The organism is Nocardia sp. NPDC003963 (assembly GCF_053605105.1).
Genome location: NZ_JBSGIP010000005.1, coordinates 237876 through 254539, shown reverse-complemented (window position 1 = coordinate 254539; position 16664 = coordinate 237876). Strand labels below are relative to the sequence as shown.

Here is a 16664-nt window from a genome sequence, read left to right as displayed (position 1 = left end):
CAATCAAAAGTACAAACTAGAGTCCGAAAACCTAGCAAAACAAATCGCCAGCTGGAATTTAGCTGACTTAAATGTTCGGCCCTCCACACGGGGGTGTGAAGAACCGAAACCAAATCAAATATTTGGCACTGACATTCATCAACACACTATTGAGTTCTCAAAGAACACACGCACACATCTCAGCGACTGGAGTAAACCAGGGCTTCAATGGGGCAGGTTTTCTAGCTTAACCGGCCAGTGGCTCAGAGTCAAACTCCGCATCTTCGGCCGATCCATCGAGCGCTCATCGTACAACCTCGTTGTCCCTGGTCCCTCCGGCTCGGCGTTTCCGCCTCGCTCCGGGCCCCTGGTCGGTGTCCGTGTCGCTCTGACTTGGATAAAGTTACGCGGCGGGGAACGCTACGTCAAATCGCGGCTTCGACAGTATGTTTGCGCAGTTCAGAGGCTTGCCGGGAGGCGATTCGGTGGGCTGGACCGCGAAACTGTGACCCAGCCCACCAAGATCAATTCGCCGGAGCGCGCCGCGCACCCGCGAAATTCCGCTTCCCCCGGCGTAATACGAGCCACTGTCCGTGCAGGTAGTCGCTGTTTTCCGGAGTCCAGTCGAGGTCTTTGACGCGCTCGTTGTTCACCGATGCGCCCCCTTCGTTGACCGCTCGGCGGGCCGCACCACGGCTTTCGCAGAGGCCGGCGGCCACCAGCAGATCGACGATCGTGTCGCCCCCGGGCACGACTTCGGCGACCTTTCCGTCCACCGCTGCTTCCCGCAATGCCGCGGCCAGGGTCGGTTCGTCGAGATCGCGGAGTTCACCGCGGCCGAACAGTGCCTGGCTCGCGAGCTGGACCGAACGCGTGTTCTGCTCGCCGTGCACCAGCGTGGTCATCTCCGCGGCCAGCCGGCGCTGCGCCTCACGCGCATGGGGCCGTTCGGCGGTCGCCTCCTCCAGTTCGGCGAGCTCGGCGCGGTCCAAGAAGGTGAACCAGCGCAGGTAGCGGACCACATCGGCGTCGGCGGTGTTCACGAAGTACTGGTACCAGGCGTAGGGGCTGGTCAGGTCCGGGTCGAGCCAGAGACTGCCGCCGCCGGTGGACTTACCGAACTTCTTGCCGTCGGCGGAGGTCACCAGCGGCACTGTCAGTGCGTGGACGGCGGCACCGTCGACGCGGCGGTTCAGTTCCACACCAGCGATGATGTTGCCCCACTGATCCGAGCCGCCCACCTGCAGTACGCAGTCGTGTTGCCGGCGCAACTGCAGGTAGTCGTTGGCCTGCAGCAGCATGTAGCTGAACTCGGTGTAGGAGATGCCCTCGCCGTCCAGCCGCCGTTTGACGGTATCGCGGGCCAGCATCACGTTGACCGAGAAGTGCTTGCCGATATCGCGCAGGAAATCGATGACACTGAGCGAGCCGGTCCAGTCCATGTTGTTCACGATGAGTGCGCCGGTCGGTGAATCGTCCAGGTCGACGAACCGCTCGAGCTGCGAACGGATCCGGCCCGCCCAGTCGGCGACAGTATCGGCGGAGTTCATCGTGCGCTCACCGACGTCGCGTGGATCGCCGATCAGACCGGTCGCACCACCGGCCAGCACGATGGGGCGATGACCCGCCCGCTGGAAACGTTTCAGCGCCAGCAGCGGGACCAGATGACCGGCGTGCAGACTGGCCGCGGTCGGGTCGAAGCCGGCATAGAGATTGCGCGGGCCCGCGCCCAGCGCCGCCCGGAGCGCGTCGAGGTCGGTGGACTGCGCGATCAGACCGCGCCAGGTCAGTTCGTCGATGATGTCGCTGCTCACGGGTCCATCTTCGCGTACGTCCGCAAGCGCATAACGCCCGGTGCGGCCATCCCGGTCCCGCCGTCCGGCACCCGACGAGCCCATCCTCACGCTCCGGCACCGGGCCGCGTCCGGTTGCTCTCCGCATGCCACGGTGGCCGGGCTTCTCTTCGCTCCGATGAGCTCGCGCGGGAGACAACGCGGTTCGCGACCACGCCGCGGGCGCACTTCGTCCGAGCAGGCGATCCGATACCCGGGTCGATCGCGAAGCCGATACAGAGATCGCCGGTCGCGTCGCCGGCACGAGGGGACGGCACCGGTCCCGGCGCGCAGGGCGAGCCCGGATATCCGGCCGAGCGTGCGGAGCACGCACGGAAAGGTGACCGGCATGAGCGCGAAGGAAGCGAAGGAACTCGCCGGGGCACGAACCCCGTGAGTGCCCGAGCCCGACCCAGAGATCCGCCGGACCGGCGCGGCTCGCTCCGGCCGAACCGATACGACACGGTCCGCAACGCACCTCCCTGATGTTTCGGGGACTGGGATGCCGCGGGCCGGTGCCCCGGACCGTCAGGCGGATTTCTCGATACGCGGAGCGCGTGGGCTGCGGCGATAGGCGGAGACCGCCGGGGAGCCGGTCAGCCAGACTCGCCAGGGGCGGTCGGCTTCGACGCTCACGCCCACCCGCGGCCCCGCGGCGATCCGCGCCGGGTCGACCGGGCGAGCCAGTTCCAGCCGGATCGGGGATGCGGTGTCGAAGACGTCGGTGCCGTAGTCGCTCAGGCCGATACCGAGCGCGCTGCCCAGGTTTCCGGGCCCTCTGGCCAGGCCGGCGTCGGTCCGCGCGCCGGGCCGCCGGCTACGGGCCGTGCCGATACCGGCGGTGATCTCCGCCGCCCGCAGCAATACACCGCTCGCCACCCCGTCGGGCCCGCTGATGATGTTCACGCAGGTGTGCATGCCGTAGCTGAAATAACAGTAGAGCCTGCCCGGCGGACCGAACATCACCGCGTTACGCGGCGTGCGGCCGCGGCCGGAATGCGCGGCCGGGTCGGGCCAGGGGCCGGCCGGATCGCCACCGTAGGCCTCCACCTCGACAATGCGGGCGCCGACCGGACCCGACCACAACGTCGCGCCGAGCAGACGCCGGGCGGCGGTCAGCGGATCGACAGCCAGGTCCTCAGCGCTCACGTCTGGATTGTCGCAGCGCTACCGGGCCCGCGGGTCCGCGGGGCGGGGTGGGAGGTCCGCGCGCCGGGTCGGCAGATCGATCCGCCGGGGGTCTTGCGGCGGCCGCGACGATGCGCGAATAATTCATCGGGTAATGAATTCAACACCGGATGAATAGAGGCGGATCATGTCCGATTCCGGCGCGCAGACCGCGGTGGAGGTGCGCAACCTCACGGTGCGCCGCGGCAAACGGGAAGTACTGCACGATATTTCGCTGAGCATCCCGCGGGGATCCATCTCCGGGCTGCTCGGTCCGTCGGGCTGCGGGAAAACCACTCTGATGCGGAGCATCGTCGGTACCCAGCTGGTGGCCGCCGGGGAGATCACGGCGCTCGGGCTCCCCGCGGGAAGCGCGGCGCTACGGCGGCGGATCGGCTACGTCACCCAGGCGCCGAGCATCTACGCCGATATCAGTGTTCGCGACAATGTCGCCTATTTCGCCGCGCTCTACGGCGGCGACCGGGACGCGGTCGATTCCGCACTCGACGCGGTGGGCCTCCTGGATCACCAGTCACAGCGCGGCGATGAACTGTCCGGCGGGCAACAGACCCGCGCCTCCCTCGCCTGCGCACTGGTGGCGGGCCCGGAGTTGCTCGTACTCGACGAACCGACCGTCGGGCTGGACCCGGTGCTGCGGGTGGAGCTGTGGAACCAATTCCACGAACTGGCTGCCGGTGGGACCACTCTGCTGGTGTCGAGCCATGTGATGGACGAGGCCGAACACTGTGATCGGCTGCTGCTCCTGCGCGAGGGCGACCTGCTGGCCCAGTTGAGTCCCGACGAACTCCGCGAACGTACCGGTGAACAGAATCTGGAACAGGCGTTTCTCGCCCTCATCACGACGGGAGCCCCGGCATGAGCAGCCAGCGAGAATCGACCGCCGCTCCGGACACACGACGGAACGGACCTACCGGGCCCCGCTCGAGTGGGCCCCGGCCGGGTATGGCGTACCTGGCGACCACCGCCCGGATACTGCGGCAGCTGCGCAGCGACCACCGGACGGTAGCGATGATCCTGGTGGTGCCGGCCCTGCTGATGACCCTGCTCTACTTCATCTACAAGGACGTCCCGGCCGCTCCCCTGCAATCGACGACACTGTTCGACCGGGTCGGGATCAGCATGCTCGGCATCCTGCCCTTCATCGTGATGTTCCTGATCACCGCGATCGCCATGCAGCGCGAACGCACCTCGGGCACGTTGGAACGGCTGCTCACCACCCCGCTGAGCAAACTCGATCTGCTGGGCGGATACGGGACTGCGTTCTCGCTCGCGGCCGCCGCCCAGGCGGCGGTGGCCTGCCTGGTGTCGTTCGGGCTGCTCGGGCTGGCGGCGGCCGGGAATCCCGGATGGGTGGTGCTGATCGCGATGGTGGACGCGATATTGGGCGTCGCGCTCGGGCTGCTGTGCAGCGCGTTCGCTCGGACCGAGTTCCAGGCGGTGCAGTTCATGCCGCTGGTGGCGGCCCCCCAGATCTTCCTGTGCGGCCTACTGGTGCCCCGCGCCCAACTGCCGGGCTGGCTGGAAGTGATCAGCAATGTCATGCCGTTGAGTTACGCGGTCGACGCGCTACACGAGGTCTCGGTACATCCCGAACCTACCGGTCTGATGTGGCGTGACCTGGCCATCGTCGCGGGATTCGCGGCCGTGGCGCTGTGTCTGGGCGCGGCGACGCTACGCCGCCGGACCGCATGAGCACCGCTGATTCCGACGGGGCGCGCCCGGTACGATCGGGCCGCCGCCCCGGACAGTCCGGAACTCGGGAAGCGATTCTCGCCGCGGCCCGGGAACGGTTCGCGCAGGCGGGGTTCGACAAGACCTCCATCCGAGCGGTCGCGACCGACGCCGAGGTGGATCCGGCGCTGGTACACCATTACTTCGGGACCAAACAGCAATTGTTCGCGGCGGTAGTGGAGTTACCGGTGGATCCGGAGGTGGTGCTGCGCCAGGTGGACGCGGTACCGCTGGACCGGCTCGGCGAAACGATTGTCGCCGCGGTGGTGGGCCTGTGGGATTCTCCGGCCGGCACCGGCGCGGTGGCACTGGTCCGCAGTATGGTCTCGAACGGCGATACGTCGCTGGCCAGGGATTTCCTGTTATCGGTGGTGCTGGAGCGGGTGCGGCAGCGGATCGCGACCGATACCGACGACGGCCGGCTCCGGGTGGCGCTGGCCGCCTCGCAGATGGCGGGCCTGGTGATCTCGCGCAAGATTCTGGAACTGCGGCCGCTCAGTGGTTTGCCGCTGCCGCAGGTCGTCGCGGCGGTCGGACCGACGGTGCAGCGGTACCTCACCGGAGATCTGGGTCAGGGCTCTCCCGTATCGGGGGAGCCCTGACCGCGCGGTGTCATTCCCCGAACTGGCGGGCGAAATCGGCGTGTTCGGAATCGTCGACCGGGCGGGACTCGTCGGCGAGCAGTACCGGGATACCGCTGTCGATGGGGTAGGCCAGCCGCAACCGCGGGTTGTACAGCAGATCCGCACCGTCGCCGGCGCGCACCAGATGCAACTGGCCTTTGTCCTGCGGGCACGCCAGCAGACTCAGCAGGGTGGGGTCCAGAATGGTTTCCTCCGACATACGCCTCAACCTACCGGTCGGCGGAACGAGATATACCGGTGGCCGAAGTAGCTACCGACCGCCACCGCGCCCATCACCACGACTGCGGCCGGAGCCCGCGGGAAACCGAGCACCGTGACGGCGAGTTCGAGCAACAGGGCGTTGGCGACCAGTCCGCCGCTGTTGACCGCCAGGAAACCCGCGAAATCCCGGAACAGCCGGCCGCGGACCCGGAACACGAGCCTGCGGTGCAGGACGAAAGCGATTCCGACGCCGGTGGCATACGCGGCGGCCACCGCCACCGACGGCGGAACCGTAGTGCCGAGGATCCACAACCAGCCGACAGTGAGGCCGATCCCCATCGCGGTGTTGACCGCCCCCACCACGGCGAAGGCGAGTTCCCGCCGACGGACCAGCCGCAACAGCGGGCCGGGATCGGCGAGCTCGGGTGCGGCCCCGCAGGCGGTGACCGGCTGTCCGGTGGGATCGCTCACGGGCGCGCGGCCACCAGATCGGGTTCTCCGGCAACCTGTTCGGCGGAGGGCGATATCGGCGGTGACACCCGGTGCCGGCGGAGGCGCCGGTGGTCCAGCTGCAGGGCACCGAGACCGACCAGCCCGGCCACCGCGAGCGCCGCGCCGATCTTCCAGCCGGGCGGGCGCCAGGTGAGTTCTAGATCGCCTGCGGTGGTACCGGGCGGGATATCCACCGCGACGAAACTGTCCGCGACCACATCGATCGGGATCTGCCGGCCGTCCAGATGAGCCCGGTACCCCGGCCAGCCCAGCCGGGCGAACACGATTCGCCCGCCGGCGGGCGAATCGACGCGGACCCGGCTGGTCGTATCGGATTCCGATGACGCGCCCACGGTGACGCCTTCGCTGTAGGAGACCCGGCCACGACCGGAAACCGGCCCCGTCTGGCGTTCGAGGACCGCGATGTACTGTTCGTGCCCCGGATAGTCGACCCATTTCCAGCCCGGTGGCGCGGACTGCGCACGGGCCTCGGGAAACAGGGCACGCTGCAATACCACGCGGTCGACGAGCATCAGATCCACCGGCGGTCGCCCGGTCTCGGGTTCGGGTGCGAACGCCCGCCGGTAGGCGTCGGGACAGACACTGACGTCCCAGCGCATACACAGCAGATGGCCGAAATAGAAATGACCGTTCGGCGTATAGCCGCCCACATAGCCCGCCTCCAGGTTCTTGGCGTAGTTGCCGAACGCCAGCGACCCGTAGGCACCGTCGAGAGTGCGCTCGTCCGGAGCGATCAGCGCCCGGTCACCCAACTGCAGCGTGGTCCCGGGAAAATCGGGGAAGGCGGCTTTCATCTCCGACCGCTTCGCCGGCAGATTCCAACTCATGGGGGTGGGCTGCGCCGCATGTACCTGCAGATAGGCGATCGGGGCCACGGCGGCAAGCGTCAGCAGGCAGGCCGCGGCACGACCGCGTGACCGGCCCAGCCACACGACTGCCGCCCCCAGCGCACCGACTCCCGCGGCCGCCCCGAGATGAGCGAGCGCCGATTCCGGCGCGGCCGCCGCGGAACGGGCGAGCAGCAGCACCACCAGCAGACCTGCCGCGATACCGCGCCGGCGGATTCCGGTAACCGTGCCGAACCGGCCGAGCAGGACACAGACCAGCACCAGCAGCGCGAGCGCGACCATGGGCAGCACCCGGGCAGGCCAGCGCAGCGGCCCCATGGTGCCGGGCCCGGCTGTCCACAGCAGGGTCACCACCGCGAACAGCGCGGGGCCGCTCAGTTCGCGGACCGCACCCGCGGCGCGCTTCCAGTCGACGAACGCCAGCGCCGGAATCAGGAACCAGGCGATGTAGACCATCGGCAGTGGTTGGACATAGCCCCACCAGGAGGTGAAAGCCGGGAGGGTACTGGGCAGGCTAGCGTTCAGCGATTCCGACCAGGGCACGGCCAGGAACTGATCGTTGCGGATCTCCGATACGCCACGCCAGGTGACGTCCGCGGTGAGCAGACTCGGCAGATAGGTGGCCGACCCGGCCAGCGCCGCGCACCCGGCCACGAGGGCGAGCCGGAGTATCGGTGCCCACTGGCGCCGGTACCCGAATTCACCGATGAGCACCGTGGCGAACAGGACACCTGCCTCGACGGCGGGAAAGACGTACTGCACCGAGATCGTCAGGTAGAGGAAGACGAAAACGGGGACGGGCCCGCCGCGACCGCGGGCGTACCGCACGCCCGATGCCCAAGCGTGTACCAGCCAGGCCGTCCCGGTGAACGCCGTCATCCAACTGGCCGCGTCGAAGAAGAGCAGGAAACCGCTGCACGGAAACGCCACACCGGCCACCGCCGACCAGGCCGGGCGACCACCGTAGGCCAGGCAGACCCGGTAGACGCCCAGCCCGAGCACAATCGCGACCAGCAGTTTCACCACGGTCGCGTACAGCGCGAGATCGTCCACCGATACCGCGAGCAGATCGATCAGCAGCTGCGGCGGATTGAGCAGACCGGCTTCTTCGATCGCGTAGTTCCCGGCCAGCCAGTGCTCCGGTACGAGCACCGGGAATCTACCCTCGCGCAGGGCGCGGCCGGTCATCACCCACAGCGGCGCGTACTGGGATTCGGTGTCGTCGGTGTAGAAATGCCGGGAGTTCGCCAGCAGGACAGCGAGATAGGCGGCGAGGACTCCTCCCGCACATATCAGACCCCACCGGAACACATCCCGCCGATTCTCGGCTCGACCATCCGCCACGGGTCCCAGACCCTACCGCGCGCAGCGGGTTCCGCAGCCGTAACGACGCGCATCGGGATCTGCCCGCACCACACCAGTGCGCCTGCTAGAGTTCGCATTTCTCGGGCTCACCAGCGTCATCGAGACCCGGCACGCGTTATCCACCGTCGAAAGTCGATCTCGCCAATGCCGTTTTCGCCCAGGTTCGCTCCCACCCCGGTCACCGACCGGTCCCCGGATACCCCGCTCGTATCGGGGCATACTCCGGCCGTCCCGTATCCCTCGTCCACGGTCCCGGCCGGCGACCCGGAATCCGATTCGCCCGAAGTGTGCGGTATTTCGGTCGTGGTTCCGGTCTATCGCGGCGAACAGACCATCGCCGCGCTGGTGCGGGAACTACACGGGCTGACCGCGCCTACCGCGACGCCGGCCGGGCACCGCTTCCGTATCGAGGAGATCGTGCTCGTCCACGATCACGGTCCCGATCGATCCGATATCGTGCTGCGGCGGCTGGCCGGCGAATATCCACCGGTCCGCGTGATCTGGTTGAGCCGCAACTACGGACAGGACGCCGCCACGATCGCCGGTATGGCCGCGGCCCGGAGCCGCTGGATCGTCACCATGGACGAGGACGGCCAGCACGATCCGGGCTGTATCGCCGCGTTCCTGGACGCCGCCTATCGCGAACGCGCCGATCTGGTCTACTCCCGTCCCGTCAATACCCGGCCGCACAGCCTCCTGCGCAATCTCACCTCGCGTGGCGCGAAATTGGTGCTGGCCACCCTGTTCGCCTTCCCCGCGTCGACCCGTTTCGAAAGCTTCCGGCTGATCCGTGGCGATATCGGCCGCCGGCTGGCCGAAGTCGCCGGTAACGGTGCCTATCTCGATGTCGCGCTGACCTGGGTCGTGGGACGCACAGCGGCGGTCCCGGTGCGGCTGCGCACCGAAGGGCGACCCGAATCCGGATACAACTATCGACGGCTGTTCTCCCTGTTCTGGAAAATGGTGCTGTGCACCGGGACCCGGGGCCTACGCGTCGTGAGCATGCTCGGCGTAACGCTCGCGCTGGCCGGGGCGGTGCTGGCCGGCGTGATCATCTACACGGCGCTGACCGGCGACGACGGCGACCCCGAGGGGTGGGCCTCGATCATCGTCGTACTGCTGCTGTGTTCGGGGGCGGTCCTGTTCTCACTGGGTCTCATCGCGGAGTATCTCGGGGTCGTGCTGCACATCCTTGTCGGCAAGCCGCTGTATCTGACGGTGGCCGCACCGACGCCCCGGCCACCGGACGAGGCCCGGGAAGCAGCTGTCCGGCAACCCGCCGAGGCGGCGGCCGGGTGAGCGGCCGGATCATCTTCAGCAGGCCCTACCGGTCGGCCGCCGAACTGGCGAATGTGACCGCCGTACTCGAATCCGACCACTGTCACGGTGACGGCTCGTTCACCGCTGCGGCGACCGCGAAACTCCGTGCGATCACCGGTGCGCGACACGTACTGCTGACCACCTCGTGCACCCATGCGCTGGAACTGGGCGCGCTCCTGCTCGAACTCGGACCGGGCGACGAGGTGATCGTGCCGAGTTTCGCGTTCACCTCGGCGGCCACCGCTTTCGCTGTCCACGGCGCGACCTGTGTATTCGTCGATATCGATCCCACCACCGGCAATATCGACCCGCAGGCGGCCGACGCGGCGGTCACCGACCACACCAAGGCGATCGTCGTCATGCACTACGGCGGAGTCGCCGCCGATATGGCCGCGCTGCGGCAGCTGGCCGACCGGCACGGGATCGCGCTCATCGAGGACAACGCCCACGGCCTGGGCGGGACCTGGCGCGGACACGCCCTCGGCACCCTGGGCACGGTGGGCACGCAGAGTTTCCACGACACCAAGAACGTGCACTGCGGTGAGGGTGGAGCCCTGCTGCTCTCCGACGACATCCTGATGGGCCGCGCGGAGATCATCCGGGAGAAGGGCACCGACCGGGCCCGGTTCCTGCGCGGCCAGGTGGACAAATACTCCTGGCAGGACATCGGATCCAGCTATCTGCCCAGCGAGCTCAATGCCGCCGTACTCGACGCCCAGCTCGCCGAATTCCATCTCATCCAGCGGTCCCGGCACCGCGTATGGCACACCTACGCGGCGGGGCTCGGCGCCTGGGCGGCCGAATACGGAATAGTACCGATGACGGTCCCACCGGACCGCCGGCACACCGCGCACCTGTTCTATCTGCGAATGCCCACCGAAGAAGCCCGTGACGGACTGATCCGGCACCTCGCCGACCGCGGGATCGTCGCGCCGTTCCACTATGTACCGCTCGATTCCAGCGCCGCGGGGCTCAAATACGGCCGCACACCGTATCCGTGCACCCGCAGCGCCCGGTTCGCGGCGACCATCGTCCGGTTACCGTTGTGGCCCATGCTCACCCACGATCAGCTCGGCCGGGTACTCGACGCCGTCACCGCCTACCGATGCTGACCCGGGCCCGGCACGCAGTCAGAGCCAGGCGGTATCGGTAGCGGTCAGCACGGCGTAGCTCTCCGATACGGGCTCGTACCACCAGGTGAGCGGGCCGGGTTGCGGGCCACCCGCCGCCGCGACGGCATGCGCGGAGGGGCGGAACGACGGACTGCGCGGGATATCGTCGACCACATGGACGATATCCGGGCGCTGGTCCGGCGCCAGGGAGCGCAGCGCCTCGGTGATATCGATCGGTTCGAGCCGGAAACCGGGCCGCACGCTGACCGCCGCCACGGCGAGCACCCGATCGCGGGCCGGCAGCGCGTAGGCGACCTCCATATCGACGGCGGCGATATCGTTGAGCACGTCGACGATCGGCTGGGTGAACACCGGTCCGCGGCGCGTCCGGATCACCGTATCGATGCGGTCGACCAGCCAATAGTCGCCGTCGCTGTCGCGCCGGAAGAGGTTCTCGGTGGGCAACCAGGAATCCTCCGGTTCGAACACGCCACGTAAACCGCCCAGCGACAGATCCACCACCGACCCGGCCGACCCGATCAGCAACCCCACCTCGTTGTCACCACAACGCCGGGCGTAACCGTTGGCGTCCACCTGGACCTGATCCGCGACCGGGTCATAGGCGACCAACTCCACTCGCGCGGTCCCCGGCACCGGGCGGCCCTTACAGCCGAACTTCACGCCCGGCACGTTCGCCAGCACCACATCGCCCTCGATGGAGGCGTAGAACTCCAGAACCCGGGCGGGCGCGAACTGTTCGATGGTGCGCCGCCACAATCCGGCGGGCATTCCGGAACCGATGAACAGCCGCACCGGGTGCGCATGCCCCTGGGGAAAGACATCGGCGTCGAGAATATCGCGCAGCATCGTCCAGGTGTAGGTCACGACGGTGACGCCGTAGCGGTGCACCTCTTCGGCGAATCGGGCCGGATCCAGCGACCGGGCCAGCGCGATCCGGCTCCCACCGGCGATCGCGCCGCCCAGACTCACCAGCAGTCCGGACGAATGGTGCAGCGGCGCCAGGCAGTACACCGTGTCCTTGTGGTCCAGATCGGCCGCGGACGCGGTACCGAAGGCCGACAGCGCCCATCGGTGATTGGTGATGTATTTGATATCGAGCCGGTCGCCGACGCCGGCGACCAGGACGAAGGCCAGCTCCCGTGCCCGGCCCGGATTCGGGCGGTACCAGCCCGGCAGCCGCACCTGTTCGGGATCGACTTGTTCGAGATCGACGAGATCGGTACCGGCGGGAACCTCGAGGCCGCGGGCATCACCGCCGCCGAGTACGAGCACGCGGGCACCGGTGGCGACGGCATGCCGGAGATTGTCCGGATCCGAGACCAGGATCGTCGTCCCGGTCTGCTCCAGCGCGGTATCGAGATCGCTCGCGGGTGCCATGAGCACCGCGACCGCACCGATACGCGACAGTGCCGCCAAGGTCACCAGTGCACTGGGCCGGGTCTCCATCACCACGCCGACCCGGGTCGCGGGCCGGATCCCGACCGAGATCAGGCCCCGCACCACATTCTCGATCCGGATATCGACAGCGGCATTGGTGTGCACTCGATCGTCGAAGAGGAAGCACTCCCCGCCCGGCGCTCGGCGGGCCTGTTCGGCCATCAACCGGCCGATCGAGATCCTGGTGGACGATTCGATCATGCCCAGGCGGGTCAGCCGGGGCAGGGTGCGGGCGGCGCCTTCCACCACGCCGACCGAACCGCGCAATGTGTTGGTGGCCAGATGTTCCAGGGTCCGGCCGACCTCGGCACCCGCTTCCACCAGTGCCGCCGCGGTGTGCACCGCACGCCGCAGTGCGGTCCGCGGCACTCCCTCCGGCACATGGTCCGACATGGGCACGATCTCCTCGGGCAGCGGATTACTGCCGTCGATCCAGCCCACCCAGTCACGGACCTGCGGCCAAGTGAACTTGGTCGCCACCGAACCGGCCACGAGACCGAAGTGCCCCGACACCAGCTTCGACTCGTACACCTCGGCACGCGGCGCGGCCCGGACGATTCCGCGTACCGCGGCGGGCTGGCCGATCTCGTCGACTTCACCGAGGAACGCCAGGATCGGGCATTTCAGATCGGCCAGCGAGATCGGCTGATCCCGGATGACGAAACCGCCCAGCATCATCCGGTTGTGGACGACGAATTGTTTGAGGAGATCGGCCGCGGCGGGACCGGCATAGCCGATCCAGCCCTCGTTGGTCAGGAAGCGCCGCTGCCGCTCCTTCGGCAGCAATGCCTCCCGGTCGTGCAGCTGGCGCAGGAAATCGATCCGCGCCTTGGTGGTTTTCACCGGGTCGAGCAGCTGGAACCCGATACGCACCATGCGGTCGGTGATCGGCAGCCGGGGGATCACGTGGTCGGCGGCGAAATCCACCAGGTCCGAGACCGCGTCGTGCGGTAGTCCCAGCGGCATTCCGGCGACGATATCGACCGGGCTGCCGAAGGTGACGATGCTGGCGATCCCCTTACCCGCCCGGAACGCGGCGGTCTGGTAAGCGAACATCCCGCCCTGCGAGTACCCCATCAGATGCACGCTCCGGCCGGTCGCCGCACTGACCGTATCGATCGCGCTGTTCACCGCGAGCACATGGTCGGCGAGATCCCGCTTCCAGCCGCCCTCCTCCACCGACGGCGAACCGAAATCGATCACCCAGCAGTCGATACCGCCGCGATGCAGGATCCCCACCGCACCGTCGTCGCCGTTGACGTCCCAGATATCGGCGTTGACCATGAGCGGCGGTACGAACAGCGCCACCGGACCGCCGGTGGGGGCACCCGGGAAATAGCGGCGCAGCCGGTACATGGGCCGCCGCTCGGCGATCTCGAAGGGCGAGGATTCGGTGTCCCGGCCCAGCCCGCCGAAGCGGATCACTTCCAGACCGTTCTGCGCTGTCGACATCACCCGCTGCGCCGACCCCGCCAGACCTCGCACACTCAACTTCACGTTCCGCTCCCAGCCCTACCTGTGGCGTGGCATACCTCACAAACCCTGCGGTATGCACCAAAGCCTGCCATATCGCACCCGGCACCTGTCGGTTCCGTTGTGACATCTACATCATGTACCCGTCACCTCGGCGGAACCCCGTGCCCGCGCCGATAGGGTGAGGATCGTGACCGATCCGACCCTCCCACCGGCCCGTCCGTCCGCGGCCACCGACCGGGAAACGCTACCCGTCGAGCTCGTGGATTCCGCCGGCAATACGGTCGGCTCGTGCCCGGTCGCCGAAGCCCACCGCGCACCCGGCCTACCGCACCGGGCGTTCTCGGTGCTGATCTTCGACCCGGTGGGCCGGACGCTGCTGCAGCAGCGCGCGCTCGGCAAGACGCGGTTCCCGGCGCGCTGGTCGAATACCTGCTGTGGCCATCCGGCGCCCGGTGTCCCCGTCGCCGAGGCGGCCGGGATACGGCTGGCCGAAGAGATGGGGCTGCGGGTCCCACTGACCGAGGTCGGCGTCTACAGGTATCGGGCGGATGACCCGCGTACCGGGTTCGTCGAAGACGAATGGGATCACGTGCTGGTGGGACTACTCGACGGGGTCCGGCCGGATCCGGACCCGGCCGAGGTCGCCGATTACCGCTGGGTGCGCCCCGACGAGTTGCGCGAACACCTGCGGGAGGATCCGGGTGGTTTCAGCCCCTGGCTGGCCGGGGTCCTGGAGATCGCCGCGGCGGCACCCCCGGTTCGCGCCTGAGCAGAAGGGCTGCCGGCGCTGCGCCGCCGCTGTCGGAGCGATCCGAGCGGCGGCCGTCTCATGTCTCTCCTCTTGTCTTTCAGAGCGCTTTCGGATGTTGCGCCATGGCCGACGAACCAGATAGTTGGATGCGCATATCTTGGTAATCACATTTGTCATGATTCATCCGGGCGGAATCCGTACGAAGACGCCGACGGCAATCAGGCGTGCCCGATGCCGGGACTCGGCGAGGCGGCTATCGTCGGCGCGCACCAGCGCCACCACACCTGCGGGCAGTTCCGCAACTCTGCCGGTTGTCGGTCGGCGGCGAACAGCGTCCGCCCCTCCCCACCCGACCGGCTCCCCACGTTCAGCCGACGATCACGGATTGCCCGGTGCCCAACGCTCCGCCGGGCAGGGCACCCCGGTAGCGGCACACACGGATCTCGGCGAAGCAGCGGAGCCGAGTTTCTTCGCGGTGCCTATTCGTGGCCGCGGGTTTCCCACTCGGCCCGCGTCGGCCCACCAGGTCCCGCGGTACACCCGACCCGCCACACCGGAGGTCGTCCGCTCAGCCGAGCCAGCTGCGGATCTCCTCGGCCGCGGCACGGATCTCGCCGAGTTGCTCGGCCACCCGCTCCCCCGCCGTACCCCCTCGGGCATTACGGGACGCGACCGAACCGGCCACCGTGAGCACCTCACGCACCTGCGGTGTGAGCGCCGGATCGATCGCGGCGAATTCCGCGTCGGTCAGTTCGTCCAGCCCGGCTCCCCGCGCCTCGGCCGTGCGCACACACGCTCCGGCCGCCTCGTGCGCGACCCGGAAGGGCACCCCGTGCCGGACCATCCATTCGGCGATATCGGTCGCCAGGGTGAAACCGGCGGGCGCGAGTTCGGCCATCCGGTCGGTATGGAAGGTGAGCGTGGAAACCAGGCCGGCGATGGCGGGCAGCAGCAGTTCCAGCTGGGCCACCGAATCGAACAGCGGTTCCTTGTCCTCCTGCAGGTCCCGGTTGTAGGCCAGCGGCTGGGCCTTCAGGGTGGCGAGCAGCCCGGTGAGATTACCGATCAGCCGCCCGGCCTTGCCGCGGGTGAGTTCGGAAACGTCCGGGTTCTTCTTCTGCGGCATGATCGACGAACCGGTCGACCAGGCATCGGCGAGGGTGATGTAACCGAACTCCGGCGTGCTCCACAGAATGATCTCCTCGGCCATCCGGCTGAGGTCCACCCCGATCATCGCCAGCACGAAGGCGGCCTCGGCCGCGAAATCACGCGCGGAGGTGGCATCGATGGAGTTGGCGGCGGCGGCGGTGAAATCCAGTTCGGCCGCGATGGCTTCCGGGTCCAGGCCGAGCGAGGATCCGGCGAGCGCCCCGGACCCGTAGGGCGAGACGGCGGCGCGTTTGTCGAAATCGCGCAGCCGGTCGATATCGCGCAGGAGTGGATGAGCGTGCGCGAGCAGATGATGGGCGAGCAGAACCGGTTGGGCAGCCTGCAGATGGGTTTTGCCCGGCATCACCGCATCCGGGTGTGCCGCCGCCTGGTCGGCGATGGCATCGACGACCGTGACCAGCCCGGCGGCGATCCGGCGCACGGCGTCACGCAGCCACATCCGGAACAGCGTGGCCACCTGGTCGTTACGGGAACGGCCGGCCCGCAGCCGACCGCCGAGTTCGGGACCGACCCGTTCGATGAGTCCGCGTTCGAGGGCGCCGTGCACATCCTCGTCCGATTCCGCGGGCGCGAACGCGCCGGATCCGACATCGGCGGCGAGCCGGTCGAGACCGGCGAGCATATCGGCCATATCGGTCTCCGACAGCAGCCCGGCCTTGTTCAGTACCCGTGCGTGCGCCTTGGAGGCGCGGATATCGTAGGGCGCCAGCACCCAGTCGAACTGGGTCGATTTACTCAGCGCCGCCATCGCCTCGGCGGGGCCGGAGGCGAACCGCCCACCCCACAACGCGCCCTCGTTGGTGCCCACTACCTCTCCCACGTCTCGGTTGGCTGTTCGTCTAGCGGCCCACGCTGTTCACCGGGTGAGCACCGGAACGCACCCACCCGGGTGACTCCGGCCCGGCGGAACCGAAAGGTTCGGCACGGCCCGGGCCGCGGGTGTGTTCGGCGGGCCGTTCCACCCGCCGAACCACTTACGGCCGTATTCGCCGGCCGGACTCGGCGACGAACGCGGCGCAACCGCCCCGTTCGTCCGATCCCGGCCCGGCGAACATTGCTCGATATCGCCCGGGCCG

13 protein-coding genes are annotated in these 16664 nt (G+C 68.2%); 6 read left to right on the top strand and 7 right to left on the bottom strand.

Features of this window, described 5'->3' with window-relative positions:
• Nucleotides 1-503: 503 nt before the first annotated feature.
• Both tyrS and ACWEWT_RS14770 read right to left on the bottom strand, forming a co-directional pair.
• Nucleotides 504-1793, bottom strand: coding sequence for a tyrosine--tRNA ligase (gene tyrS / locus ACWEWT_RS14775; RefSeq protein ID WP_452559152.1), 1290 nt, complete (start codon nucleotides 1791-1793; stop codon nucleotides 504-506).
• 546 nt (nucleotides 1794-2339) lie between these two features.
• A complete protein-coding gene (locus ACWEWT_RS14770; RefSeq protein ID WP_452559151.1) occupies nucleotides 2340-2960 on the bottom strand; it encodes a DNA-3-methyladenine glycosylase in 621 nt (206 codons plus the stop codon).
• A 166-nt stretch (nucleotides 2961-3126) separates the two neighbouring features.
• On the opposite strand from ACWEWT_RS14770, the gene ACWEWT_RS14765 reads away from it, so the two are divergent.
• The 3 genes from ACWEWT_RS14765 to ACWEWT_RS14755 all read left to right on the top strand — a co-directional run bounded on the left by ACWEWT_RS14765 (nucleotide 3127) and on the right by ACWEWT_RS14755 (nucleotide 5332).
• Entirely contained in the window at nucleotides 3127-3858 is a 732-nt protein-coding gene (locus ACWEWT_RS14765; protein WP_452559150.1) for an ABC transporter ATP-binding protein, read from the top strand.
• Nucleotides 3859-3941: 83 nt separating this feature from the next.
• Nucleotides 3942-4691 (top strand): ABC transporter permease, encoded by a 750-nt coding sequence (locus ACWEWT_RS14760; RefSeq protein WP_452559149.1) that lies wholly within the window; start codon nucleotides 3942-3944, stop codon nucleotides 4689-4691.
• Entirely contained in the window at nucleotides 4688-5332 is a 645-nt protein-coding gene (locus tag ACWEWT_RS14755; protein ID WP_452559148.1) for a TetR/AcrR family transcriptional regulator, read from the top strand. Before ACWEWT_RS14760 ends, ACWEWT_RS14755 begins: the two co-directional genes overlap by 4 nt.
• A gap of 10 nt (nucleotides 5333-5342) precedes the next feature.
• On the opposite strand, the gene ACWEWT_RS14750 is transcribed toward ACWEWT_RS14755, so the two are convergent.
• Genes ACWEWT_RS14750 through ACWEWT_RS14740 form a run of 3 tightly spaced genes read right to left on the bottom strand, consistent with a single transcriptional unit; the run spans nucleotide 5343 to nucleotide 8280 of the window.
• A complete protein-coding gene (locus tag ACWEWT_RS14750; RefSeq protein ID WP_452559147.1) occupies nucleotides 5343-5573 on the bottom strand; it encodes a Trm112 family protein in 231 nt (76 codons plus the stop codon).
• Between the two features lie 5 nt (nucleotides 5574-5578).
• Nucleotides 5579-6046: a GtrA family protein gene (locus ACWEWT_RS14745; protein ID WP_452559145.1), complete on the bottom strand. Its 468-nt coding sequence runs from the start codon at nucleotides 6044-6046 to the stop codon at nucleotides 5579-5581.
• Nucleotides 6043-8280 (bottom strand): hypothetical protein, encoded by a 2238-nt coding sequence (locus ACWEWT_RS14740; protein ID WP_452559143.1) that lies wholly within the window; start codon nucleotides 8278-8280, stop codon nucleotides 6043-6045. The genes ACWEWT_RS14745 and ACWEWT_RS14740 overlap by 4 nt, the downstream gene beginning before the upstream one ends.
• A 306-nt stretch (nucleotides 8281-8586) precedes the next feature.
• On the opposite strand from ACWEWT_RS14740, the gene ACWEWT_RS14735 reads away from it, so the two are divergent.
• Together ACWEWT_RS14735 and rffA are read left to right on the top strand one after the other, a co-directional pair.
• Nucleotides 8587-9600 (top strand): glycosyltransferase, encoded by a 1014-nt coding sequence (locus ACWEWT_RS14735; protein WP_452559186.1) that lies wholly within the window; start codon nucleotides 8587-8589, stop codon nucleotides 9598-9600.
• Nucleotides 9597-10733: a dTDP-4-amino-4,6-dideoxygalactose transaminase gene (rffA, locus tag ACWEWT_RS14730; protein ID WP_452559141.1), complete on the top strand. Its 1137-nt coding sequence runs from the start codon at nucleotides 9597-9599 to the stop codon at nucleotides 10731-10733. Before ACWEWT_RS14735 ends, rffA begins: the two co-directional genes overlap by 4 nt.
• Nucleotides 10734-10751: 18 nt before the next feature.
• Here rffA and ACWEWT_RS14725 read toward each other — a convergent pair whose 3' ends face one another.
• Complete coding sequence (locus tag ACWEWT_RS14725; protein WP_452559139.1) at nucleotides 10752-13688, bottom strand: AMP-binding protein; 2937 nt, start codon at nucleotides 13686-13688, stop codon at nucleotides 10752-10754.
• 166 nt (nucleotides 13689-13854) lie between these two features.
• Between ACWEWT_RS14725 and idi the strand changes: the two genes are divergently transcribed.
• On the top strand, nucleotides 13855-14436 hold the full coding sequence (gene idi, locus ACWEWT_RS14720) for an isopentenyl-diphosphate Delta-isomerase (RefSeq protein WP_452559138.1): 582 nt from the start codon (nucleotides 13855-13857) through the stop codon (nucleotides 14434-14436).
• Between the two features lie 550 nt (nucleotides 14437-14986).
• Here the strand turns inward: idi and argH are convergent.
• Complete coding sequence (gene argH, locus ACWEWT_RS14715) at nucleotides 14987-16396, bottom strand: argininosuccinate lyase (RefSeq protein WP_452559136.1); 1410 nt, start codon at nucleotides 16394-16396, stop codon at nucleotides 14987-14989.
• Between the last annotated feature and the right edge of the window lie 268 nt (nucleotides 16397-16664).